Source organism: Mesorhizobium sanjuanii (assembly GCF_002529485.1).
Lineage (GTDB): Bacteria > Pseudomonadota > Alphaproteobacteria > Rhizobiales > Rhizobiaceae > Mesorhizobium > Mesorhizobium sanjuanii.
Genome location: NZ_NWQG01000202.1, coordinates 1 through 24,399 on the forward strand (window position 1 = coordinate 1; position 24,399 = coordinate 24,399).

General features: G+C 63.7%; 19 protein-coding genes. 9 read left to right on the forward strand and 10 right to left on the reverse strand.

Annotated elements, in window-relative coordinates:
- A partial coding sequence (locus CN311_RS26150; protein ID WP_133117265.1) for a translocation/assembly module TamB domain-containing protein occupies positions 1-415 on the reverse strand: 415 nt, incomplete at its 3' end.
- 2 nt (positions 416-417) lie between these two features.
- Positions 418-2,346: an autotransporter assembly complex protein TamA gene (locus CN311_RS26155; protein ID WP_097576548.1), complete on the reverse strand. Its 1,929-nt coding sequence runs from the start codon at positions 2,344-2,346 to the stop codon at positions 418-420.
- A gap of 269 nt (positions 2,347-2,615) precedes the next feature.
- On the opposite strand from CN311_RS26155, the gene CN311_RS26160 reads away from it, so the two are divergent.
- The 8 genes from CN311_RS26160 to CN311_RS26195 all read left to right on the forward strand — a co-directional run bounded on the left by CN311_RS26160 (position 2,616) and on the right by CN311_RS26195 (position 16,320).
- Complete coding sequence (locus CN311_RS26160) at positions 2,616-8,114, forward strand: alpha-2-macroglobulin family protein (protein WP_097576549.1); 5,499 nt, start codon at positions 2,616-2,618, stop codon at positions 8,112-8,114.
- Positions 8,115-8,136: 22 nt separating this feature from the next.
- On the forward strand, positions 8,137-10,239 hold the full coding sequence (gene pbpC, locus CN311_RS26165; protein WP_097576564.1) for a penicillin-binding protein 1C: 2,103 nt from the start codon (positions 8,137-8,139) through the stop codon (positions 10,237-10,239).
- A gap of 296 nt (positions 10,240-10,535) precedes the next feature.
- A complete protein-coding gene (locus CN311_RS26170; protein ID WP_097576550.1) occupies positions 10,536-11,564 on the forward strand; it encodes a sulfate ABC transporter substrate-binding protein in 1,029 nt (342 codons plus the stop codon).
- A gap of 23 nt (positions 11,565-11,587) precedes the next feature.
- On the forward strand, positions 11,588-12,439 hold the full coding sequence (cysT, locus tag CN311_RS26175) for a sulfate ABC transporter permease subunit CysT (RefSeq protein ID WP_097576551.1): 852 nt from the start codon (positions 11,588-11,590) through the stop codon (positions 12,437-12,439).
- Positions 12,432-13,316, forward strand: a complete 885-nt coding sequence (cysW, locus tag CN311_RS26180; RefSeq protein ID WP_097576552.1) for a sulfate ABC transporter permease subunit CysW — start codon at positions 12,432-12,434, stop codon at positions 13,314-13,316. The genes cysT and cysW overlap by 8 nt, the downstream gene beginning before the upstream one ends.
- 72 nt (positions 13,317-13,388) lie before the next feature.
- On the forward strand, positions 13,389-14,429 hold the full coding sequence (locus tag CN311_RS26185) for a sulfate/molybdate ABC transporter ATP-binding protein (protein ID WP_097576553.1): 1,041 nt from the start codon (positions 13,389-13,391) through the stop codon (positions 14,427-14,429).
- 207 nt (positions 14,430-14,636) lie between these two features.
- A complete protein-coding gene (locus tag CN311_RS26190; RefSeq protein WP_097576554.1) occupies positions 14,637-15,623 on the forward strand; it encodes a sulfate ABC transporter substrate-binding protein in 987 nt (328 codons plus the stop codon).
- A 247-nt stretch (positions 15,624-15,870) separates the two neighbouring features.
- Complete coding sequence (locus tag CN311_RS26195; RefSeq protein ID WP_006202816.1) at positions 15,871-16,320, forward strand: RrF2 family transcriptional regulator; 450 nt, start codon at positions 15,871-15,873, stop codon at positions 16,318-16,320.
- A 32-nt stretch (positions 16,321-16,352) separates the two neighbouring features.
- On the opposite strand, the gene CN311_RS26200 is transcribed toward CN311_RS26195, so the two are convergent.
- From CN311_RS26200 to CN311_RS26210, 3 genes are read right to left on the reverse strand one after another with little or no spacing between them, the layout of a single operon-like run.
- Positions 16,353-16,769 carry a GFA family protein gene (locus CN311_RS26200; RefSeq protein ID WP_097576555.1) on the reverse strand — a complete coding sequence of 139 codons (417 nt, stop codon included), beginning with the start codon at positions 16,767-16,769 and terminating at the stop codon, positions 16,353-16,355.
- A gap of 19 nt (positions 16,770-16,788) precedes the next feature.
- On the reverse strand, positions 16,789-17,253 hold the full coding sequence (locus CN311_RS26205; RefSeq protein ID WP_097576556.1) for an SRPBCC family protein: 465 nt from the start codon (positions 17,251-17,253) through the stop codon (positions 16,789-16,791).
- A complete protein-coding gene (locus CN311_RS26210; protein WP_097576557.1) occupies positions 17,250-17,570 on the reverse strand; it encodes an ArsR/SmtB family transcription factor in 321 nt (106 codons plus the stop codon). The genes CN311_RS26205 and CN311_RS26210 overlap by 4 nt, the downstream gene beginning before the upstream one ends.
- Before the next feature lie 250 nt (positions 17,571-17,820).
- Here CN311_RS26210 and CN311_RS26215 point away from each other — a divergent pair, with 250 nt between their 5' ends.
- Positions 17,821-18,978 (forward strand): hypothetical protein, encoded by a 1,158-nt coding sequence (locus CN311_RS26215; RefSeq protein ID WP_097576558.1) that lies wholly within the window; start codon positions 17,821-17,823, stop codon positions 18,976-18,978.
- Here the strand turns inward: CN311_RS26215 and CN311_RS26220 are convergent.
- The 5 genes from CN311_RS26220 to CN311_RS26240 form a co-directional block, all read right to left on the reverse strand.
- On the reverse strand, positions 18,973-19,488 hold the full coding sequence (locus CN311_RS26220) for a gluconokinase (RefSeq protein WP_097576559.1): 516 nt from the start codon (positions 19,486-19,488) through the stop codon (positions 18,973-18,975). The genes CN311_RS26215 and CN311_RS26220 overlap by 6 nt on opposite strands.
- Positions 19,489-19,526: 38 nt before the next feature.
- A complete protein-coding gene (locus tag CN311_RS26225; protein WP_097576560.1) occupies positions 19,527-20,513 on the reverse strand; it encodes an ABC transporter permease in 987 nt (328 codons plus the stop codon).
- Positions 20,510-21,490 (reverse strand): ABC transporter permease, encoded by a 981-nt coding sequence (locus CN311_RS26230; protein ID WP_097576561.1) that lies wholly within the window; start codon positions 21,488-21,490, stop codon positions 20,510-20,512. Before CN311_RS26230 ends, CN311_RS26225 begins: the two co-directional genes overlap by 4 nt.
- Positions 21,487-23,034 (reverse strand): sugar ABC transporter ATP-binding protein, encoded by a 1,548-nt coding sequence (locus CN311_RS26235; protein ID WP_097576562.1) that lies wholly within the window; start codon positions 23,032-23,034, stop codon positions 21,487-21,489. Before CN311_RS26235 ends, CN311_RS26230 begins: the two co-directional genes overlap by 4 nt.
- A 71-nt stretch (positions 23,035-23,105) precedes the next feature.
- A complete protein-coding gene (locus CN311_RS26240; RefSeq protein ID WP_097576563.1) occupies positions 23,106-24,230 on the reverse strand; it encodes a sugar ABC transporter substrate-binding protein in 1,125 nt (374 codons plus the stop codon).
- Positions 24,231-24,399 lie beyond the last annotated feature (169 nt).

The following is a 24,399-nucleotide window of genomic DNA, read 5'->3' on the forward strand; positions in this document are numbered from 1 at the left end:
GCTTGATGTCGACGGAAACCGGCAGCGTGGTCGCACCACCCTGGCTCGGCTGCGTGCCGGCCACTGGCAATCGCGCCAGTTCGATGCGCCCGGCGGCGATGCGGTCGGCACTGAAGTTTTTCGACAGAAGCGCTAGCGGCGACCAGTCGACGGCCAGCTTGCGGGCCACCAGCCAGGCGCCTTCGCGGTCTTCCAGCACGACATGGTCGACGGTCAGCGCCCCGGACCAGATGCCGTCGATGCCGCTGACCGTGACCTTGCGATCGTCGCTCGACGCCATGGTCGAGATCATGCCCGCAAGGTTTGCGCGGCCGCGCTCGGTCTTGGTCAGCACGACGAGCGCACCCACGACCGCCGCCACCACGACGAGCAGCGTGTAAAGGGCAATGCGAAGGATGCGCTTGAACATCTTCATCGTCAGAACGCCTGGCCGATGCCGGCATAGATGCCGAAATGCGGGTCGTCGCGATCACGGTTGAGCGGCACGGCGGCGTCGATGCGCAATGGACCGAACGGTGTGATATAGCGCAAGCCGACGCCGGCGCCGACCTTCATGTCGGCGAAATCCGGGAATGATTTGGTCGAGACGGTGCCGGCATCGACGAACGGCACCACGCCGATCGTGTCGGTGATGGCGATGCGCATCTCGACCGAGGTCTCGAACAAGGAAAGCCCGCCGATCGGCTGTCCGTCAATGTCCTTCGGACCGATGCCCTGATAAGCATAGCCGCGCACCGAACCGCCTCCGCCGGAATAGAAGCGCCGGTCGGCCGGAACATCCTGAAGGCCGGCGCCGACGATCGATCCGATGGCGACGCGTTCGGCAAGCACGAATTTCGAGGCCGTATCGAGCGATTGGTATGCCGATCCTTCGCCCTTAAGCTTGAGGAAAGCAGCACCGTTCAGAATGTCGTAGCTCGGCTCGGCATAGGCCAACACCCGGAATCCCCTGGTCGGATTGAGCCGGTTGTCCCTGTTGTCATAGACATACTGTAGCGGGATGCTGGCGATCAGGTATTTGTGCTTGCCGAAAGCGTCATGGATCTTCGAATAGTCGAGCGCCACTTCCGCCGAGACCCTCTGCTTCTTGTCGATGTCGTAGGACAGCCCGGTGCTGCCCTTGACCGAGAAATGATCATAGGCATCGGGGTGCTCCAGCACGGTCTTGACGCTGGCGAAGAATTTCGACGCCGGCCCGACCACGCCCGGTTTCTCGAACATGATGCCGGCATTGTAGTTGAGTTCGGTCAGGCTGTTGCTGCCAATGCCGCTGATGGCGCCATCGATGCGCAGCTTCTCGGCCCGGCCGAACAGGTTGCGGTGACCCCAATAGCCTTCCAGACCCAGCCCCTCGGTGTTGGAGAACGTGCCGCCAACACCGAAATAGCGGGGCTTGCGCTCGCTGACCTGGACACCGATCGGGATGTTGCCTTCGGCATCGAGACTGTCGGCCTCCTTGAGTGTGACGCTGTTGAACACTTCCAGCCCGAGCAGCCGGTCGCGCGCGTCGTCGATTTCATCGGGCGAGTATTGGCGGCCGCGCTTCAGGCCAGTCATGTATTCGGTGAAGTCGCGATCGACCTTCTCGGTGCCTTCGACGGTGGTGTCACCGTAACCGGCGACTGGCCCGGCCGCCACGGTGAGCGTCACGTCGAGCGTCGAGGTGGCGTGGTCGGCGACGATCTCCTGGCCTGTCACCTTGGCCAGCGGCCTGCCCTCCGCCTTCAGCGCCCGCACGATCGACGCCTCGGCCTTGAGCACGGCGCCGGATCCGGCATCGCCGCCGGCGATCAGTCCGAAATCGGCGCTCGCCAATCCCGCCGCATCGCCCTTCAGCCGGATATTGCCCAGCGTGAACTTCGGCCCGGTGGCAATGCCGATCACCACCGGGATCGGCTGCGTTCCGCCGAATTCGGCGTCGGGCGGCAGTTCGTCGAGCGGCTTTCCCTCAATGGTGATGGTGACGACGCCCTCGTAGCGGGCGTCCGCGTAGAGTGCGGCGACAAGCTGTTCGCGGTCGCTGCGCGCCTTGGCCAGTAGGCCGAGCGAACCGGAAACCGGGCGCTCTTCGTCGTTTTTCAGCGTCGAGGCGTTTTCGAGCTTCTTGACGAGATCCTTGTCGGCGTCGGGTGCATCGATGGTGACGGCATAGCGCAACGGGTCGACAATATCGGCGTCCTCGTCGCTGGAAGAACCCCACAATTTGATGCCGAATAGCTCGAAAGCCGTGGCATTTCGGCCTTCGGCAAGCAGTGCGGCCGAACATATCAGGGCGAAAAGCAGGGTACGCGAAAGCCCGCGCAGTGACGCTCCTCTCTCCGACATCTGCCTTTTACGCACCAACATTACACTCTAACCTAACTCGCAAAACTAAAATTGGAATGAAGTTCTGAATTGCTCGTAAAGGAGCCACAATCCAATTGTCTGAAATAGGCAGGGCTTGGAATTCACACCTTCTGCGTCGCCGCAAGAAAGCGTGATCCCTGTCCTATGGAGGTACTACCGGTCATCGGCCGGAAAGGAAACCGTTGGCAGGCGGACCCTGCCGCGTCCCGTGTTGACAGGCTTCGGTGAAGCCTGAACATGCTGGATGTAAGCAGTGTCTGGAGGGTGTTATGGCAATGCGCGCGGCTCGTGGTCTGTCTATCCTTATCCTTCTCTTTTTCGCCTGGGCCAGTGTCATTGTCGGGGCAAGCATCGCGCAAGCGGCTGAAGCGCGGCGAATCACAACGACGGACAATTCCGACTATTTCGGTTTCGACCTCCGGTCCGACCAGAATGTCAGCCTCGACCAGTGCAAGACCACATGCCTCGGCGACCCCGCCTGCCGCGCCTTTACCTACAATCTCAAGGCCAAATGGTGCTTCCTCAAATCCGACTATAACCAGCTGAAATCCTTCAACGGCGCTGTCGCCGGCAAGGTCGTCAACGTCGATGGCGACCCCGACATCGGCGCACCGCCGGAACTGGCCTTCTTTCCCGCCTGGATGGCCGACCAGGCCCAGCAATACCGCAACGGGCTCACCAGTCCGGCCTACACCAAGCCGACCGAAGGGCTGACGGCATTGCGGGCGGCGGCCGAACAGGCGGTGCGGACAGGCGACCATCGCTCGGCCATGCAGAAATACGAGGCGGCGGTTTCGGTGATGCCCGACGACGGCCAGCTCTGGCTTGAGCTGGCGCGCGAGACGCTTGCCGTACAGCCGGTCGCCAACACGTCCGAGGCCTCGACCTTGCCGGCAAACGCTACCTCCGCCGGCTTCAATGCCTACAAGCTCCTGCGCACCACCAAGACACGGGCCGATGCGCTGGCATTGCTCGGCGACGGGCTCGACCGCCGCGATCTCTACCGGCCGGCCCTGCTGTCCTACGAAGCGAGCCTCGCGCTGGTCAGTTCGCCGGGGGTCCGCGCCGCCTATCAGGACCTCAAGGCGCGCAAGGGCTTTCGCGTCATCGACCACACCGTCGATGCCGACACCAGCGCACCGCGTATCTGCGCGCAGTTCTCGGAGGAATTGGTCAAGACCGGCGTCGACTATGCGCAGTTCGTCACTGTCGACAATGCCGCTCCCAAGGGTGTCGAGGCCAAGGACAAGCAGATCTGCGTCGAAGGGCTTGAGCACGGCCAGCACTACGAAGTGACATTCCGCGCCGGCCTGCCGGCGGCCATCGGCGAGACGATCGCAGCACCTGTGTTGCTGTCGATTTATGTCCAGGACCGCGCCCCGTCCGCCCGCTTCACCGGCGACAGCTTCGTGCTGCCGGCCGGCGCGCGCCGCGGCATTCCGGTCGTCACTGTCAACATGAACGCCGCCAAGATGAAGCTCTACCGCATCGGCGACCGCTCGCTGGCCCAGCTTCTGTCCGGCTATCAGTTCCTGCGCCAGCTCGACGGCTACGACATCTCCAACATTTCCGACCAGATGGGCTCCCCGGTCTGGGAAGGCCAGTTGGACATCGCCAACGACCTCAACAAGGAAGTCACCACGTCCTTCCCGGTCGACGAGGCGCTGCCGCAGCGCAAGCCCGGCGTCTATGTGCTGACCGCCCAAGCGATCGACGACAAGAGCGACGACTATGATTCGCGCGCCACGCAGTGGTTCGTCGTTTCCGACATCGGCCTGTCGACCTACACCGGCCAGGATGGGCTCAACGTCTTCGCCCGTTCGCTTGGAAGCGCCAAGCCGATCGCCGGCGCCGAGCTGACGCTGCTGGCCAGGAACAACGAAATCCTCGGCACCGCAACATCAGACGCCGAGGGTCGCGCTGTCTTCAACCCTGGCCTGACGCGCGGCGACGGCGGCATGGTGCCGGCCGTGCTCATGGCCAGGCAGGGCGACAACGACTTCGTCTTCCTTGACATGGGCCGAGCCGGCTTCGACCTGTCCGACCGCGGCGTCACCGGGCGCGCCGCGCCCGGCGCGCTCGACGTCTATGCCTGGACCGAGCGTGGCATCTACCGCGCCGGTGAGGACGTCCATGTCGCCGCCCTTGCCCGCGATGGCGCCGCCAAGGCAGTCGAGAATCTGCCGCTGACCTTCATTTTCACACGTCCCGACGGTGTCGAGAACCGCCGCATAGTCAGCGATGGCGCATCGGCCGGTGGCCATGCCGTCGACCTGCCGCTTGAACCCAATGCCATGCGTGGCACCTGGACCGTGGCCATCCACACCGACCCGAAGCAGCCGGCCGTCGCCAGCCAGATGTTCCTGGTCGAGGACTTCGTGCCGGATCGCATCGAGTTCGACCTCAGCTCCGACAAGCAGGAAATCGCTCAGGGCGAAACCGCAAATGTCACCGTCGACGGCCGTTTCCTCTATGGCGCGCCGGCCGCGGGCCTGGCCCTTGAAGGCGAGCTGACGCTGTCGACCGCCCGCGACTGGGATCGCTTCAAGGGTTATTCCTTCGGCCTTGCCGACGAGCAGTCGGCCGAGCCCTCGGTGACGCCGTTCACCGGCCTGGCCGTGGTCGGCGAGGATGGCAAGGCGACCTTCCCGGTCTCCGTCGACCAGCTGCCCTCGACCACCAAGCTCGTCGACGCCAAGGTCACGGTCAGGATGCGCGAGACCGGCGGCCGCGCCGTCGAGCGCTCGCTCAATATCGGCATCCGCCCGCAAGGCCACATGATCGGCATCCGGCCGGATTTCGACGGCGACGAGGTGCCGCAAGGCGGCATGGCGAAGTTCAGCCTGATCGCCGTCGATCCCGATGGCAAGCGCGAGGTGCTGAAAGGCGCGCAATGGTCGCTGGTCAAGGTCGAACGCAATTACCAATGGTACCGATCGAGCAATTCCTGGAACTATGAGCCGGTCACCTTCACCAAGTCGGTGGCCAACGGCCAGGTCGACCTGAGCGCCGACGGCGAGGCCACGGTGTCACTGCCGGTAGACTGGGGCCGCTACCGCCTGGAGATCGAGACGTCGGATCCGGAAGGCCCGGCGACCAGCTATGAGTTCGACGCTGGCTGGTATGTCTCCTCCACCACCACCGAAACGCCCGACGGGCTCGAGATCGCCCTCGACAAGGACAATTATGCGGCAGGCGAAGTGGCCAAGCTCAAGATATCGCCGCATTTTGCCGGCGAGTTGCTGGTCACCATCGGCGCCGACAAGCTGTTGAAGACCGTCACCGCCACGGTGCCGGCCGGCGGCAGCACCATCGATATCCCGGTCGGCGACGACTGGGGCGCCGGCGCCTATGTCACGGCGACGCTGTTCAGGCCGGGCGATGCGCAGGAGACGCGCATGCCGGCGCGCGCCATCGGCGTGAAATGGCTGAAGGTCGATCCGGGCTCGAAGCAGCTCACCGTCGCCTTGGCGCCGCCGGACAAGACCATGCCGCGCCAGCAGCTGTCGATCCCGGTTTCCGTGGCCGGCGTGCAGCCGGGCAGCAACGCCTATGTCATGGTTGCGGCCGTCGATGTCGGCATCCTCAACCTCACCAACTACAAGGCGCCGGATCCGGAGGCCTGGTTCTTCGGCCAGCGCATGCTGGGGCTTGAAGTGCGCGACCTCTATGGCCGCCTGATCGACGGCTCGCTGGGCACCACCGGCAAGCTGCGCACCGGCGGCGACGGCGCCAACATGCAGGCGCAAGGCAGCCCGCCGACCGAAAAGCTGGTCGCCTTCTTCTCCGGCCCGGTCGAGCTCGACGCGGACGGCAAGGCGAGGATCGACTTCGACATCCCGCAGTTCAACGGCACAGTGCGCGTCATGGCGGTCGCCTGGACCAAGGATGCGGTCGGCCATGCCCAGTCGGACGTCATCGTGCGCGATCCCGTCGTGATCACCGCCGGCCTGCCGCGCTTCCTGGCGCCCGGCGATGCCGCCGTGATGCGGCTCGACGTCGCCGATACCGACGGCCCGGACGGCGACTATAAGCTGACCATCGACACGACAGGTGATCTGTCGACCGGCAATGCCGCCCTCCCCGAAAAGCTGACGCTCGCCAAGGGCAAGCGGCAGACGCTGACCGTGCCATTGATCGCCCAGACGGCGGGCAACGCCTCGATCACCGTGAAGCTTGCCCATGCCGACGGCACCGCCGTCGAGCAGACGCTCCATGTTCCGGTGCGCCCGGCACAATTGCCGGTGACCACCCGCATGGTCGTCGATCTCAAGGGCAATGGCGGGTCGCTGCGCGTCGACAAGGAGCTTCTCGCGGCAAGCCTGCTCGACGGCGCTTCCGTCAGCGTTGGCGTTTCGCAGGCGGCCGCCTTCGACGTGCCCTCGCTTCTGATGACGCTCGACCGCTACCCCTATGGCTGCGCCGAGCAGACCACCAGCCGTGCCATGCCGCTTCTCTATGTCAACGAGATGGCGTCGGGCATCGGCATGGCCAGCGATCCGGACCTGCATGGCCGCATCCAGGACGCCATCTACAAGGTGTTGAGCTACCAGGCCTCGGCCGGCAGCTTCGGCCTGTGGGGCCCGGGCTCCGGCGATCTGTGGCTTGATGCCTATGTCACCGACTTCCTGACCAGGGCGCGCGAGCAGAAATACGATGTGCCGACCCTGGCGATGAGCCAGGCGCTGAGCAATCTGCAGAACTCAATCGGCTACGACCAGGACGTCCAGGATCGCGGCAGCGAGATCGCCTACGCGCTCTATGTGCTGGCCCGCAACAAGAAGGCCTCGGTCGGCGACCTGCGCTACTATGCCGACACCCAGCTCGAAGCCTTCACCAGCCCGATGGCCGTGGCCCAGCTGGCGGCAAGCCTGGCGCTCTACGGCGATACGCAGCGTTCGGAGGCAACCTTCCAGACGGCTTTGCAGCTCGCCAAGTCGACCACGGAGTACGACTATTACAGGTCGGACTACGGCTCGCGGCTGCGTGACGGCGCGGCGATGCTGGCGCTTGCCGCCGAATCGAAGCCGGTGCCGACGATCGTGCCGGAATTGATCAGGCTGGTGACCCAGGAGCGCGCCGAAGCCCGCTGGACGAGCACGCAGGACGAGTCCTGGATGCTGCTGGCGGCTCGCGCGCTGAAGGCAGGCAATGACGCGATCGCGCTGACCATCAACGGCGCGCCGCACAACGGCGCCTATTCGAACCAGTTCGCCGGCAGCGACCTGGCGGATAGCCCGCTGACCGTCGCCAACACCGGCGGCAACCCGTTGCAGGCGGTCGTCACCACCGTCGCCTCGCCGATCCAGCCGCTGCCGGCCGGCGGCAGCGGCTTCACCATCGGGCGCACCTACTACAAGCTCGACGGCACCGAGGCCAATGTCACAGAGGCCAAGCAGAACGAACGCTATGTCGTCGTGCTCAAGATCTACGAGCAGAACACCTGGCCTTCGCGGCTGCTGATCACCGACCTATTGCCGGCCGGTTTCGAGATCGACAATCCGGGCCTGGTCTCCAGCGCCCAGTTGACGAACTTCTCGTGGCTGGCACAGACCGACGCCGCGCATCTGGAATTCCGCGACGACCGTTTCGTCGCGGCCTTCAACCCGAACGACGGCGACGGCGACCGCAACATCACGCTGGCCTATGTCGTGCGCGCGGTGACGCCCGGCACCTATGCCCATCCGGCAGCGACGGTGGAGGACATGTACCGGCCGCAATATTCTGCCCGCACCGCCACCGGTATGATGGAGGTCAAGGCGCCATGACGCGCCGGTGGGGGCCATGAAGATGGCGATTGCACTGCCCTCCAGAAGATTCCTGCGCCGAGCAGCCATTCCTAGCATCTCCCTCGCCGGCTTCCTCGCTCTCTTGGCCCTCACCCTCTGGCAGCTCGACCGCGTCTTCCCGCCACCGCTGCCCGAAAAACTGGCAGTCTCCACCGAAGTGCTCGACCGTGACGGCCAGCTCCTGCGCGCCTTCGCCACATCAGACGGTTACTGGCGGCTCGAAACCCGGCTCGACCAGGTCGACAAGCAATTCGTCGACATGCTGGTGACCTATGAGGACAAGCGCTTCTGGGACCATGACGGCGTCGACGTGCTGGCGCTCGCCCGGGCCGCCGGCCAGTTCGCCACCAGCGGCCGTATCGTCTCCGGCGGCTCGACGCTGTCGATGCAGCTTGCCCGGGTGATCGAGCCGCGCGACAGTCGCAGCCTTGGCTCCAAGCTCAAGCAGATGCTGCGCGCCATCCAGATCGAGCGGCGGCTCTCAAAGCGCGAGATCCTCGAACGCTATCTGACGCTGGCGCCCTATGGCGGCAACCTCGAAGGCGTGCGCGCCGCCTCGCTCGCCTATTTCGGCAAGGAGCCGAAACGGCTGACGGTTTCGGAGGCCGCGCTCCTCGTCGCGCTGCCGCAATTGCCGGAAAAGCGACGGCCCGACCGCAACCTCAAGATTGCCCACGCTGCCCGCGACCGCGTGCTGACCCGCATGGTTTCATCGGGCCTGCTCGGCGAGCGCGAGGCTGCACGCGCCGCGCTCGACGATGTCTCGGAATTGCGGCGCAGCTTGCCGGCGCTCGCCGCCCACGCCGCCTATGCGATGCTGCCCAAGGCCGCTCCCGGGCAACCTTTGCGCCTGACGATCCGCAAAAGCGTCCAGGAGGGGCTGGAACAGGTGGCCAGGGACGCCGCCACCAGGCTCGGCCCTCGCCTCTCCGTCGCCATGGTGCTCGCCGATTCCCGCACAGGCGACATCCTCGGCGAGGTCGGCTCGGCCAATTATTTCGACGCCAGCCGTTCCGGCTGGATCGACATGACCAGGACCGTCCGCTCGCCCGGCTCGACGCTGAAACCGTTCATCTACGGGCTCGCCTTCGAGCAGGGGCTGGTGGCCCAGGAGACGCTGATCGAGGACAGTCCGGCCGATTTCGGCGGCTACCGGCCGAAGAATTTCGACATGGGCTACCAGGGAGACGTCAGCATACGGCAGGCGCTGCAACTGTCGCTCAACGTGCCGGCAATCCGGGTGCTCGACGCGGTCGGGCCGGCGCGGCTGATGGCGCGCTTCCGCCAGGCCGGGGTGACGCCGATCCTGCCCGTCAACGAGGCGCCGGGCCTCGCCATCGGCCTTGGTGGCGTCGGCGTGACGCTGCGTGACCTCGTCCAGCTCTATACCGGACTCGCCAATGGCGGCAAGGCGAACACGCTGCATGACGGCGCCGAGCCAGTGAATGCCGAGCGCTCCACCGCCACCATCCTCGATGACCAGGCCAACTGGCAGATCACCGACATCCTGTCGGGGGTCATGCCGCCCCAAGGAGCCATGCAACGCGGCATCGCCTACAAGACCGGCACCTCCTATGGCTACCGCGACGCCTGGTCGGTCGGCTTCGACGGGCGTTATGTCCTGGGCGTCTGGGTCGGCCGTCCCGACGCCGGCGCGGTGCCGGGCCTGTCCGGTTATGTCTCGGCAGCACCCATCCTGTTCGAGGGCTTCGTCCGCTCGGGCCTCGCCATTGTCCCGCTGCCCAGTCAGCCGGCCGGCGTCAGCAGACCGAAGCGCGACGATCTGCCGGTGACGCTGGCCCGCTTCGGCGCCGGCGCCGACGGGCTGGTGCAGGCCACCGCGACCGAACCCGCGCCGACCATCATCTTTCCTCCCGACGGCGCCCGCGTCGATCTTGGCACAGCCTCGGCCGACGCCTCACCGCTGGTGCTAAAACTGCAAGGCGGCCGCGCGCCGTTCCGCTGGCTGGCCAATGGCAAACCGCTTGTCGGCATCGACCGTCGCCGCACCGCGACCTGGCAGCCGGACGGCGCCGGCTATTCCACGCTCACCGTGATCGATGCGGCCGGCCGCGCCGCCAGCGTGAAAGTCTTCGTTGAATAGAGTGCGCCAAGCGATTCAGTGCATTGGTTTTCCGGAAGCGCGGCAGAGAGCGGGATACATCATTTGATGCGTTTTGCGAGGCACCCGCGCTTCGCGCCGGCTTGCCGAAGCATCGACTATCTCTAGATGGATCGGCCGATGGCGCGCAATTCCGCCAACCGCCCTTACGAAGAAGAAATTTCTCCATAGGTCCAAAGGTCGGCGAAAAATTGCTTCAAGCGGGCAAAAAAAGCAACATTGAATGCATCTTAATTCTATCAATTCGGTAGACTAATGGCGTTCAACCGGAGGCGGAAATGACCAAACCTCATTTCGCGAAACTGCTCAGCGCATTGGTCGCCACATCTGTCCAGTTCGGCACGCTCGGTTTCGCGTTTGCCGATACCACAATTCTCAACGTGTCCTATGATCCGACGCGTGAACTCTACAAGCAGTTCGACGAGGCTTTCACCGCCCACTGGAAGGCCGAGACCGGCGAGACGGTCACCATCCAGCAGTCGCATGGCGGATCGGGCGCCCAGGCCCGCGCCGTGATCGACGGCCTCGACGCCGACGTGGTGACGCTGGCGCTCGAGGGCGACATCAACGCCATCGTCTCGAAATCGCAGAAGATCAGTCCCGACTGGCGCACCAAATTCGAGAACAATTCGGCCCCCTACACCTCGACCATCATCTTCCTCGTCCGCAAGGGCAATCCGAAGGGCATCCATGACTGGAGCGATCTGGTCAAGGACGGCGTCCAGGTGATCACGCCAAACCCGAAAACCTCGGGCGGCGCGCGATGGAACTATCTGGCGGCCTGGGCCTACGCCAACGCCAACGATCGCGGTGACGAGGCCAAGACCAAGGAATTCGTTGGCAAGCTTTACGCCAATGTCCCGGTTCTCGACACCGGTGCGCGCGGCTCGACCGTGACCTTCGCGCAAAAGGGCCTGGGCGATGTTCTGCTGGCCTGGGAAAACGAGGCCTATCTGGCGCTCGACGAGTTCGGCGCCGACAATTTCGACATCGTCTATCCCCCGACATCGATCCTGGCCGAGCCGCCGGTGGCCGTGGTCGACGCCAATGTCGAGGCCAAGGGCACCAGAAAGGTCGCCGAAGCCTATCTGAGCTACCTCTATTCCAAGGAGGGCCAGACGCTGATCGCCAGGAATCATTACCGCCCGTCGAAGCCCGATCTGGTGCCGCCGGAGGATCTCGCCAAACTGCCCGGGATCAAGCTGATCACCATCGACGATCCGCTTTTCGGCGGCTGGAAGAAGGCACAGCCTTACCATTTCGGCGACGGTGGTATATTCGACCAGACCTACAAGCCGGCCCAGTAAGTTAAACCCTAGACCAGGACGACATGACCACAGTACCCGTCAAGGCGGGGTGGCGGTTCAGACAGCCGAGCGTCATTCCCGGTTTCGGATTGACGCTCGGCTTCTCGCTTGCCTACCTCACGCTCATCATCCTCATTCCCCTGTCGGGGCTGATCTGGCGATCGGCCGCGCTCGGCTGGGCCGATTTCTGGGCAATCGCCACTGATCGCCGCACGATCAACGCGCTCGAGATCAGCTTCGGCACCGCCTTCATCGCCGCAGCCGTCAATGTCGTGTTCGGCACGATCGTCGCATGGGTGCTGGTGCGTTACAATTTCCCGGGCCGCCGCATCGTCGACGCCATGGTCGACCTGCCTTTCGCCCTGCCGACGGCCGTGGCCGGCATTGCGCTGACCACGCTCTACGCGCCGAACGGCTGGGTCGGCAGCCTGCTTTCGCCGCTCGGCATCAAGGTTGCCTATACGCCGCTCGGCATCGTCATCGCGCTGATCTTCATCGGCCTGCCCTTCGTCGTGCGCACCGTCCAGCCGATCATGGAGGAGATCGACAAGGAGGTGGAGGAAGTGGCCGCCACGCTTGGCGCCAATCGCTTCCAGATCATCTCCCGGGTGCTGCTTCCGGGCCTCGCGCCGGCCATTGTCACCGGCTTCGCGCTGGCCTTCGCGCGCGGCGTCGGCGAATACGGTTCCGTCATCTTCATCGCCGGCAATCTGCCTTACAAATCCGAGATCGCGCCGCTGCTGATCGTCATCCGGCTTGAGGAATACAACTACGAGGCGGCGACCGCGATTGCGGCGATCATGCTGGCGCTGTCCTTCGTGATGCTGCTGGTCATCAATCTGGTGCAGACATGGAGCCGCAAGCGCTATGGCTGACCCCGAGATCAAATCCTACGCGCCGCATCACGAAAGCCAGTCGGCGGCGGTGACGGAAAGTCCCACGGCACGAGCCGTACTGATGATCGTGGCTTTTGCATTCCTCGGTGTATTCCTGCTGCTGCCGCTGATCATCGTCTTCAACGAGGCCTTTTCGAAGGGCCTCAGTGCCTATGCCGAGGCGCTGTCGAACCCCGACACGCGCTCGGCGATCCGCCTGACGCTGCTGGTGGCGGCGATTTCGGTACCGCTCAACGTCGTCTTCGGCATCTCGGCCGCCTGGGCAATCGCCAAGTTCGAATTCAAGGGCAAGGCCTTCCTCACCACGCTCATCGACCTGCCCTTTTCGGTCTCGCCGGTCATCTCCGGTCTGGTCTATGTGCTTTTGTTCGGCGCTCAAGGCTTGCTTGGCGGGTGGCTGAAGGCGCATGGCATTGTCATCCTGTTTGCCGTGCCGGGCATCGTCCTGGCCACCATCTTCGTCACCTTCCCCTTCGTAGCCCGCGAGCTGATCCCGCTGATGCAGGAACAAGGCAATGGCGACGAGGAGGCAGCACTCTCGCTCGGCGCCAATGGCTGGCAGACCTTCTGGTACGTGACGCTGCCCAACGTCAAATGGGGATTGCTCTACGGCGTGCTCCTGTGCAATGCCCGCGCGATGGGCGAGTTCGGCGCGGTCTCCGTCGTGTCGGGCCACATACGCGGGCTGACCAACACCATGCCGCTGCATGTCGAAATCCTCTACAACGAATACAATGCCGCCGCCGCCTTCGCCGTCGCTTCGCTGCTCGCCGGCCTGGCACTGGTGACGCTGGTCCTGAAAACACTTCTCGAGATGCGCTACGGCGCCGAGATCGCCGCGACGCGCGGACATTGACAAAATGCATGTCGCCCAAAGGTGGGAACCGGTTTTGGGACAACGACTTGCATCAACTACAGAGGGATTTGCATGGAAGTTCGCGTTGCCAACGTGCGCAAGGAGTTTGACCGCTTTCCGGCTCTTCGCGATGTTTCGCTCGACATCAAGTCAGGTGAACTGATCGCGTTGCTCGGCCCTTCCGGCTCCGGCAAGACGACGCTGCTCAGGCTGATCGCCGGGCTGGAACGGCCGACACGGGGAAAGATCTTCTTCGGCGAGGAGGATGCCTCGCAAAAGTCGATCCAGGAGCGCAATGTCGGCTTCGTCTTCCAGCATTATGCGCTGTTTCGCCATATGACGGTCGCCGACAATATCGGCTTCGGCCTCAAGGTCCGTCATGGGCCGACACGCCCCTCGGCGCAGGAGATCCGTCGCCGCGCCTCCGAGCTTCTCGACCTCGTCCAGTTATCAGGTCTCGAAAAACGTTATCCGGCGCAGCTTTCCGGCGGTCAACGCCAGCGCGTGGCGCTGGCGCGCGCCATGGCGATCGAACCGCGCGTGCTTTTGCTCGACGAGCCGTTCGGCGCGCTCGACGCCCAGGTGCGTCGCGAACTGCGCCGCTGGCTACGCGACATCCATGACACGACCGGCCACACCACGGTCTTCGTCACCCACGACCAGGAAGAAGCGCTGGAGCTTGCCGATCGTGTCGTGGTGATGAGCCAGGGACGCATCGAGCAGGTCGGCACCGCCGACGATATCTACGACACGCCGAACTCGCCCTTCGTCTATGGCTTCATCGGCGAATCGAGTTCGGTCCCGGTCAAGGTCGAGGATGGCCAGGTCTGGATCGCCGACCGGCCAATTGGGCTTTCCGCGCCGCAGGCGCCGGAAGGGCAAGCGACGCTGTTCTTCCGCCCGCACGATGTCGAATTGGTGGATGGCTGCAGCGGCTGCATCGCCGGCACAGTCGCCGCCAGCCGCCGTGTCGCCGGCACGAGGCGCGTGGAACTCGAAATCGGCGGCGAGCGCCAGCGCGTCGAGATCGAACTGCCCGTCGACCATCCGGCGGCGCAGAAAAGCCGCGTGGCATTCCGGCCCCGGCGCTGGAAGCTTTTTCCAGCAGCGTAGATGGTTTGCTGCCCGGTAGAATTGCCTCGGCGTAGCGGGAACAGTCGAAAAGACTCTGTTGGAAGAAAATCCTACCGACTGGCTGTTTCGACAACGCATTTTCTAACGCCATTACCATAGCTCCTGCCTGCATGCCTCGTATAGCCGGGCATCGCCCGATTATCCTTGGGAATTCGACAAGCGGCATTGTCCAAGGAGCCTGTTTTCATGAAGCGATTTTTGCTTGGCGTCGCCACCGCGGCCGGCCTGTTGCTCGCATCCTCCCAAGCCTGGTCGGCCGACAAATTGCTGAACGCTTCCTATGATGTCGGCCGCGAACTCTTCGTGCAGGTCAACAAGGCCTTCATATCAGGACACCCCGGCGTGAGCATCGATCAGTCGCATGCCGGAACGTCGGCGCAAGCGCGCGCCATCGCCGAGGGCCTCGGCGCCGATGTTGTCACCTTCAACCAGGTCACCGACATCGATTTCCTGGTCAAGAAGGGGCTCGTCTCAGCCGACTGGCAGAAGGATTTCCCCGACAACGCCTCGCCCTTCTATTCGCTGCCGTCCTTCCTGGTGCGCACCGGCAATCCCAAGCACATCAAGGACTGGAACGACCTCGTACGCGACGACGTCCAGGTCATCTTCCCCAACCCGAAGACCTCGGGCAATGCGCGCTACACCTATCTCGCGGCCACCGCCTACGCCAGGGAAGCCTTCAAGGGCGACGACACCAAGGTGAAGGAGTTTGTCACCAAGCTGTTCAACAATGTGCCGATCTTCGACACCGGCGGACGCGCCGCGACCACCACCTTCGTGCAGCGCGAGATCGGCGACGTGCTGATCACCTTCGAGTCGGAAACGCGCGGCATCCGCAAGGAGTATGGTGAGGACAAGTTCGAGCAGGTGACGCCCTCGGTCAGCCTGTTGGCCGAGTTTCCGGTGGCGATCGTCGACACGGTTGCCGACGAGCACGGCACGCGCGATCTCGCCAAAACCTATCTCGACTTCCTCTATACGCCGGAGGGCCAGGATATCCTGGCCCAGAACGGCAATCGGGTGCGCGACCAGACCGTTGCCGCCAAATACAAGGCTGAGTTTCCCGATGTCCGCCTGCTGACCGTGGAAGATGTCTTCGGCAGCTGGGACAAGGTCCAGGCCGAGCATTTTGCGGCCGGCGGGCTGCTCGACCAGACCTATGGCAGCCGCTAAGGTTTTCAATCCCTAAGCCAAGCAAAGAAGCCGGCCGTTTGCCGGCTTTGTTTGTTTTTACGCATGGAAATGCAGTTTCCAGGTCGCGAGCCGTTCAGAACGTTACAAAGAATCAACGCGTTTGTGTTCAACCTGCCATCCGACGGCTTGTTTTGCGAGAAACCGCCTCGTGCGATCAAAACGTCATGATTTGCACACAAACAACCGCCAGATGCGGGCGGTTGGGGTTTCATGAACTGAATCGGGCATGCTTACCAAAAAAGGCAAATACGGGCTCAAGGCCCTCGTGCACCTGTCCGGTCTGCCGGTCGGCCAGCTTGCATTCGTCAACGACATCGCGGTCGCCAACAACATCCCGAAGAAATTCCTGGATGCCATCCTGGGCGAGTTGCGCAATGCCGGCTTCGTCCAGAGCCGCAAGGGCAAGGAAGGCGGTTATCGCCTCGCCCGGCCTGCCTCCGAGATCAAGATCGGTCATGTCGTGCGCGTCCTCGATGGACCGCTGGCGCCCATCCCTTGCGCCAGCCGCACCCAGTACCAGCGCTGCGAGGACTGCGACGAGGCGACATGCCAGGTCCGGCATATGATGCTGGAAGTGCGCCAGGCCATCGCCGAGGTGCTGGACAATCGCAGCCTCGCCGCCATGCGCGACGCCGACAATGACGATTTTCCGGTCGAGCTGACGTCTCAGATCTAGACCCGGCAGTTTCGTATTGCTTCCCGCGGAATTTATCCATGCGGCATTCGCTCGAATTTCTGCAATGAGGAATCAATAGTGTCCCACGCATGGCCGCGGACGGTGTATGTGACCACCCGCGGATTGAATTGCCCTGGATCGTCAAGGCTGGTCGCATGGATCGTAATCAGGTCCGGCTTGGCGACGGATGTCAGATAGACCGGCGCTCCACAGGTCGGGCAGAAGGCGTGGATCTTCTGATTGCCGTTGGCACCCGCTACCCGCCAGGTTTTCGCCTCGCCGGTAATTGTCACATCGGCGCGCCGGGGGAAGGTCAGATAGGACGCATGCCCGGTGCCACTGCGTTTCTGGCAATCGAGGCATTGGCAATGGTTCTCGAAGATGGGTTCTCTCTTCGTTTCATAACGGATAGCGCCGCATGCACAGCCGCCGCTATAGATCTTGGTCATTGTTACTCTCCCGCTAGGATCAGGCCGATTTCGGCTTGGCGAAAAGGTCGATGCCGCTGCCGGTTTCGAGGAAGGATTTCAGGCTGGACAGCACCGCCGGCCACCCTTGGCTGATGCCTTTCGCCATTCCACTGCCCGCTTCGAGTTCGTCATGGGTGACGGTCAGCCGGACCATGGTGTCGTATTCCTCGATGCCGAACGTCACCCGGCTGTATTTCGATGGGTCGTCGGCTTGCGAGGCGTTCGCCCAGGTCATCACGAGACGGGTTGGCGGCGAGATTTCGACGACTTTGCCGACCAGTTCGACGGTGCGCTCATCGTTGGCGCGAATGTGTTCCCATTTCGATCCCGGCTTCCAGTCGGAGACGTTCTCGTGGCCCCAATAGCGCCTGGCGATGTCCGGTTTCGTTATGGCCTCGAACACCTTTTGCGGCGTCGAGCGAATATAGGTCACGTAGACAAAGCTGGTCGTCTCTCTGGTCATTGTTCGTCTCCTTCGAGTTCTTTCTTCAGATCGTGCAGCAGGCTGAGCCGCTGACGTTCGAATTTCCGCACCCACCGTTCGTAGACCTCATGGAGCGGCACGGGGTTGATGAAATGCAGCTTTTCCCGGCCACGCTTGACCGTGCTCACCAGATTGGCCGCCTCCAATATCCCGAGGTGCTGGGTGGCGGATTGCCGGGCCATCTCGAGGTTTTCGCAAAGCTGGCCGAGCGTCTGCCCGTTCTTTTCACAAAGAAGGTCGAGCAGCTTTCTGCGTGTCGGGTCGCCCAGCGCCTTGAAAACCTTGTCGGCGTCCATTGATCTCGCTCGTGTTGACGCCATAATATGCAGGTAGATGCCTGCATGTCAAATGCCAGCTAAGCCCATCCCGCAATCCGGTCATTCACCACCACCGCAATCGCAGCAACCATCATGTTCCGGCTATGAGTCGTGAGCCCAGCGCTCGAACTCCGGCGCCATGCTCCGGTCGGCGCCCGATTGCGTGCCCGTGACAGACGCAGTAAAGCGACTTTCGGACGTGCACAGAAACAGGCTGGACACCAATCGGATGAGGCTGCCGTGGTTTGGAAAATCCCGCCGGGCCGATCGGAAAAAACCGTCCGCCGCCAGCTATCGCACTGAAATCATCGCCGACGTCATCGTGCCGGAGCGCGCCGAGCCTGTCCGGTTTTTCAGCCGCAAGCTGGTCAGCCCGGCAAAGCTGCGCCGTTTTTCGAACAAGGATTTTCGCGAAAGCCTGTTGTTCGGCTTTTATCTCGGTGTTGCGGCAATATTGCCGGCCGCCTGGTGGACGCCGATCTGCCGCTCGGTGTCCGGGCTTCGGCTGAAGCGCCACATGCGCAAGGACTTTTCGCGCTACGCCGCGGCGACGCAAGCGGTGCTTGGCAAAGGCATCGACGCAAAGAAACTGTTCAGGGCCTTGCTCGCCGCGAACCACCGTCGGCGCCTGCTGCTTGCTGTGCATGTGGTCCGTCCGCGCTGGTCGCCGACGATCCGGCTGGAGGGGCTGGAAGGCCTGCAACTGGCGCTGAAGCGTGGCCGGGGCGCCATCATCTGGTGCGATCAGTTCACCGCCCAGACCATCATCGGCAAGCGGGCGCTACATGAGGCCGGCGTCGAAACTCATCAGGTGAGCGTCGACTTTCACGGCATTTCCGACACGACATTCGGCTTGCGGTTCCTCAACCCGCCAATGGTCGCCGTCGAAAATCGCTTCCTGAAAAGCCGGGTCGTTTTCGAACGCAGCGACGCCTATCAGGTGACGATCCGCATGCAGAAGATCCTGAAGGACAACGGCGTCGTCCTGATGACCAACAACATCCATGCCGGTTCGACCTTCGCCGAAGCCGGCATGGGAGAAAGCGGCTGGACCCATCTCGCCTCGGCGCCCGCGAATTTCGCCGCACGGGGTGGAACGGCGCTGTTTGCCATGTCGACCTTCGAGACGGTTCCATTCCGCGAATACCGGGCCGTCATCAGCCCCGAACTGAGGCCGGCGCAATCGCGGCCGGCGCCAGCGGCGCCCGCGGCAAGGAACATGGGTCCCAAGAACATGGAGTTGCAGGCGCACTACATCCTGCTCAAGCGCGATCGCCTGCTGGAGGCTCTGAAAGATCATCCCGAGCAGATGATGGTGTGGGCCAGCCACCAAAGGTTCACCGAGCGATCGGGCGTTGCCGCGGCCGAGGATGACGCCGGCTCATGAATTCGCCTCGCCCGGCAGGCTAAGGACAGCGGCGACACTGTCGGCGATCGAGCGCGTCGCATCGAGCGTCAATGCCCGCTCGTCCGCTGCCGGCGCCTCAAGCGTGGCGAACTGGCTGTCGACCAGGCTTGCCGGCATGAAATGGCCCTGGCGGGAGGCGACACGCCGTTTGGCGGTCGCCGGATCGATTTCCAGATAGAGGAAAACGATGTCCTTGTGAAAACCGCGCAGGCGCTCGCGATAGCTGCGCTTCAATGCCGAGCAGGCTGCCACGACGCCCTGCCCGCTGGCGACCGACGCTGCAATGCGCTGGCCGATCGCGTCGAGCCACCCTTCACGTAGAGCATCGGTGAGCGGCTCACCGCGTGCCATGCGCGCGACGTTCTCGGGCGGATGCAGCCTGTCGCCCTCGATGAAGACGGCGTCCAATCTCGCTGCCAGCGCCTCGCCGACGGCCGACTTGCCGCAACCGGCGACCCCCATCACCACGATGGCCGGCACAGGCCGCATGGAGTCCCTTGGCACTTGTTCCGTCTTCACGATGCGGATCAGCGGCTTGCCGGCGCGCGGCCGTAGAGCAGCAGCATGGCGACGATGACGCCCCCATAGATGATCTGCCGCCCGGCCTCCGGCATCTGCATGACGGAAAGGATGGATTGCAGCAATGTGATCAGGATCACGCCCGCGACCGTGCCGAGATAGGAGCCGCGGCCGCCCAGGATCGAGGTGCCGCCAAGCACCACTGCTGCGATCGACGGCAGGAGATAGGCGTCGCCCATCGACTGCGCCGCCTTGGAGGCATAGCCGGCCAGAAGCACGCCGCCGAAGGCCGAGAGGCCGCCGGATATGGCGAAGGCGATCAGTACCACGCGCCGTGTGTCGATGCCGGAGAGGTAGGCGGCGCGCTCGCGGTTGCCGATGCCGTAGACGGTGCGGCCGAAGCCGGTGCGGGTCAGGACGAAAACCGTTGCGGCGCCGATCAGTGCCCAGATGACGACGGCATTGGGCACGCCCGGAATGGCAAAACCAGTCGCCAGATAGCGCATCGCCCGGGTCGCCGAATCCTGCGGCGAGAAGCCGCCCGTATAGACCACCATCAGCCCTTGCGCGACGGCATTGGTGGCGAGTGTGATGATCATCGAGGGAATACGCAGATAAGCGACGCCGATGCCGTTGACGATGCCGATCGCGACACCGCAGAAAATGCCGAAGGGGATCGCCAGCGCCACGCCGACCGGACCGTAGGCGGCGGCCGCACAGGCCATCATCGCGCCCGCCGCCACCGACCACGGCACCGACAGGTCGATCTGACCGAGCAGGATGACCAGCATCATGCCGGTGGCGATGACGCCGAGAAACGAGGCCACCTTGAGCTGCTGCAGCAGATATTCCGGCGACAGGAAGCTGCGTGAGTAGAGGCTGCCGACAAACAGCAACAGCACGATGCAGGCAAAGGCGGTCAGTACCGCCGGATCGGCGCGGCGGATGAATTTCGGCACGCGGCCGGCGATGCCGCCGATGGTCGTTTCGCTCATAGGAACCACTCCAGCCGGTTGCGGACCCTGAACAGGGCGAAGGCGCCGAGGCTGACCGCGATCAGCAGGATGACACCCTGGAACAGCGGCTGCCAGAGCGGATCGAAATCGAAGACGAAGAGCAGGTCGCCGATGGTGCGGAAGGCGAGCGCGCCGAAGATCGCGCCGATGGCGCTGCCCTTGCCGCCGAACAGCGAGACGCCGCCGAGCACCACGGCGGCGATCGAGAACAGCGTGTAGGCATTGCCGCTGGCATAGGCCGCCTCGCCCGTATAGGTGAAGAACGTCAGGAACAGCCCACCGATCGCCGCCAGCAGGCCGGCCAGCGCATAGGCGGCGAACTTGCCGCGGCGGATCGGCACGCCGGACATGTAGGCGGCCATCTCCGACGATCCGGCCGCGTAAGCGGCGCGGCCGAGCACCGACCGGCTGAACGGCACCCAGATCACGAGCACGACGGCCAAAAGCACCACCAGGCTCGCCGGCAACACGCCAAACAGACGTCCGGTCAGCGCGTCGGCGAGATCCTCGTTGACCGAGCCGCCCGGAAACGGTCTCAAAAGCAGCGCGATGCCGAAATAGACAGCACCCGTGGCGATGGTGGCGACAATCGGCTGCAGCCGTCCGTAGATGACGATGGCGCCGTTGATCGCCCCGCACAGCAGCCCGGTGCCGAGCACCGCGACGACACCGAACGCGGTCTCGATGCCGGTGCCGATGACCAGCCATGAGGCCAGGCAGTTGGTCAGCAGAAAGATCATGCCGACGGAAAGGTCGATGCCGGCGGTGATCACCACCAGCGTCTGCGCCATGGCGACGAAGGCAAGCAGCACGCCCTTGTTCGAAGCCGTCTGCACGACATTGGCGGTAAAGCCCGCCGGGTGGTTCGAGGTGTAGATGATGAACATCACGATGAAGATGCCGAACGCCAGCAACGTTCCGCGTTGTTCGGCAAGCCAGTAGCGCCAATCTTTCACGCTTCCGCTCCTTGGCCAACAGGCATCTCTTCGCCATGAATGTTGAGCGCGCTGGCGATCAGCGCCCGCTCGGTGATCTCGGCGCCGACCAGCTCGCGCTTGACCGCCCCGTCATAGAGCACCAGCACCCGGTCGCAGCAGCCGATCAGCTCGTCATAGTCGGTCGAGTAGAAAAGGATCGCCGCGCCCTGGTCGGCGAGCTTGCGCATCAGCTGATACAGTTCCTGCTTGGTGCCGACATCGATGCCGCGCGTCGGATCGTTGAGCAGGATGATGCGCGGCTGCCGCATCAGCCATTTGGCGATGACGACCTTCTGCTGGTTGCCGCCGGACAGCGCACCGACTGGAATGTCGAGGCCGGCCGTCTTGATCGCAAGCAGGCCGACCATGTCGTCGATCAGCCGCTGCTCGGCGGCCCGGTCGATGATGCCGGCTTTGGACAGCCGGTCGAGCGCGGCGAAGGAGAGGTTTTCGCGCACCGTCATCGGCAGCATCAGGCCTTCCGTCTTGCGGTCCTCCGGGATCAGCGCCATGCCGATCCGGTCATCACGGGCGGCAGCCGGACTGGCGATCGTGACCGGTTTGCCATCGATCAATATCTGGCCGGACAGGCCGCGCAGCACGCCGAAGAAAGCGAGCAGCAATTCGCGCTGGCCCTGGCCATCAAGGCCGCCAAGGCCAACGACCTCGCCTGCCCCGACTGTCAGCGAGATGTTGTCCAGCCGGTCGGTCCAGGAAAGCTTGCGCGCCTCCAGCACCGGCGCGGCGGTGGCTGGCGCGCGCACCGGCTTTGGCGGAAAGATGTGGCTGTATTCGCGGCCGATCATCAGCTCGACGACTTCGTTGTCGCTCTTCGTGCCGGCCACGTAGCTGGCGACATTGCGGCCATTGCGAAACACCGTGCATTGGTCGGCAAGCTCGGCAATCTCGTTCATCCGGTGCGAGATGTAGAGCAGCGCCAGCCCTTCAGAGCGCAGCCGCTTCAGCACGCCGAAAATCTTGGCGACGTCGGCCGCGGTGAGCGCCGATGTCGCCTCGTCGAGGATCAGGATGCGCGGCTTCCTGGCGAGAGCCTTGGCGATCTCGACCATCTGCCTTCTTGAAAGAGGAAGATCCTTGACCAGCGCCAGCGGGTGGATGTCGGCCGCGCCCGCGCGCGCAAGGGCTTCTTCGGCGATCCGTCGCTGCGCTTTGCGGTCGATCATGCCGAAGCGCTTCGGCGGATCGGAAATGACGATGTTGTCGGCGACGCTGAGTTCGGGGACGAGCGACAGCTCCTGGAAGATGCAGACGATGCCGGCCTGGTTGGCGGCGGCCGGCGAAGCGAAGGTCACCTCGCTTCCGTCCAGCATCATGCGGCCTTCGTCGGGCGCGACAACGCCGGCCATGACCTTGATCAGCGTCGATTTGCCGGCGCCGTTTTCACCGAGAATGGCGTGAATGCTGCCTGATGTGACCGAAAGCTCGGCCTTTTCCAGCGCCCGCACACCACCATAGCGCTTGGATATGCCCTCCATGCGGAAGAGCGGAACCGCACCGTCCATCGGCCCCTCCCAAGGCGCTCGTTCTGCGGAACCGGTGCCGCGGGGTTGCCCCGCGGCACCGTCCGATCAGCCTACTGGTTTTCCTTGCTCTGGCCCATGATTTCCTGCGCGGTGAAATTGATGCCGCAGGTCGGGAAGGAGTTGCCGACGAAGAAATTGTCGGACTGGTCGGGGAAATAATCCTGGCCTTCCTTGAAGTTCGGATCCTCGACGATCGCCAGCGGCAGCTTGACCGCTTGCGGGACGACCTGGCCTTCGAGTGCTGCGATCGCTGTCTTCATGGCAACCGCCACCTGGGCCGGGCCGGTGCCGGCCGACGAGCATTTCAGCCCGTCCGCGGCAAACTTGGCGCAGAACTTGCGGAAGCCATTTTCGGTCTCGCCGCCGAACGGCACGAAGGGATGCTTGGCGTCGATCATCGCCTGCACGATGCCGGTATCGCCGCCCTGACCGGTGACGCCGTCGAAGGGACCGTTGGTGGCGATGGCATCGGCCGAAGCCTTTTGCGCCACGCCGTCATCCCATTTGCCGACGACTTCGGTGACCTCCCACTTTTTGCCGGAGGCATCGAGGACCTCGTGGATGCCGTTGTGACGGTCGGTGTCGACCGACGTGCCGGCAACGCCGCGCACTTCAAGGATCTTGCCACCATTGGGCACATGCTTGATCAGCCAGTTGCCCCACAACTCGCCAAGGCCCTTCTGGTCGACATTGACGTTGATGGCGTCCTTGGTATCGAGAATGTTGTCGAAGGCGACCAGCACGACGCCGGCTTCCTTGGCGCGCTTGATGACCGGCCCGAAGGCAGTCGGATTCTGCGCGTTGACGACGATCGCGTCATAGCCGGAATCGATGAAGTTGTTGATCGCCGAAATCTGGGCCGGCACGTCTTCGCCGGTCGAGACGACCTTGAATTCCTTCAGTTTCGCCGCGACATCCGGCTGTGCCGCATAGGCCTTCGCCGTCTGCACCATCTGGATACGCCAGGTGTTGGCGATGTAGCCATTGGCGAGCGCGATGCGGTATGGACCTTCCTTCTTGGGGAACTTGAAGAACTGCGTGTCGGCCGACCACGGCGCAAAACAATCCGGCTCGGCCGCCGGGCCCTTGACGACTTCGGGTTCGGCGATCGCCGACGAGCTCAACATGACGAATGCAGTGGCAGCAACGATGCCACCAGCAAGTGACTTGATCATCGAAATTCCTCCCAGTTCCAGTTTTGATTGTTGTTAGCAGCCATGACAATTCACGCGTCTGGCCGGGCACCTCCCGCCTTGCCGTCGCGCTCTTGAGCCGGGCCGTTTGCCTGCCCGATATCCTCTCCTTGTGATCCCGCAAGCAGCAGCAAAAGCTATCATATTATAC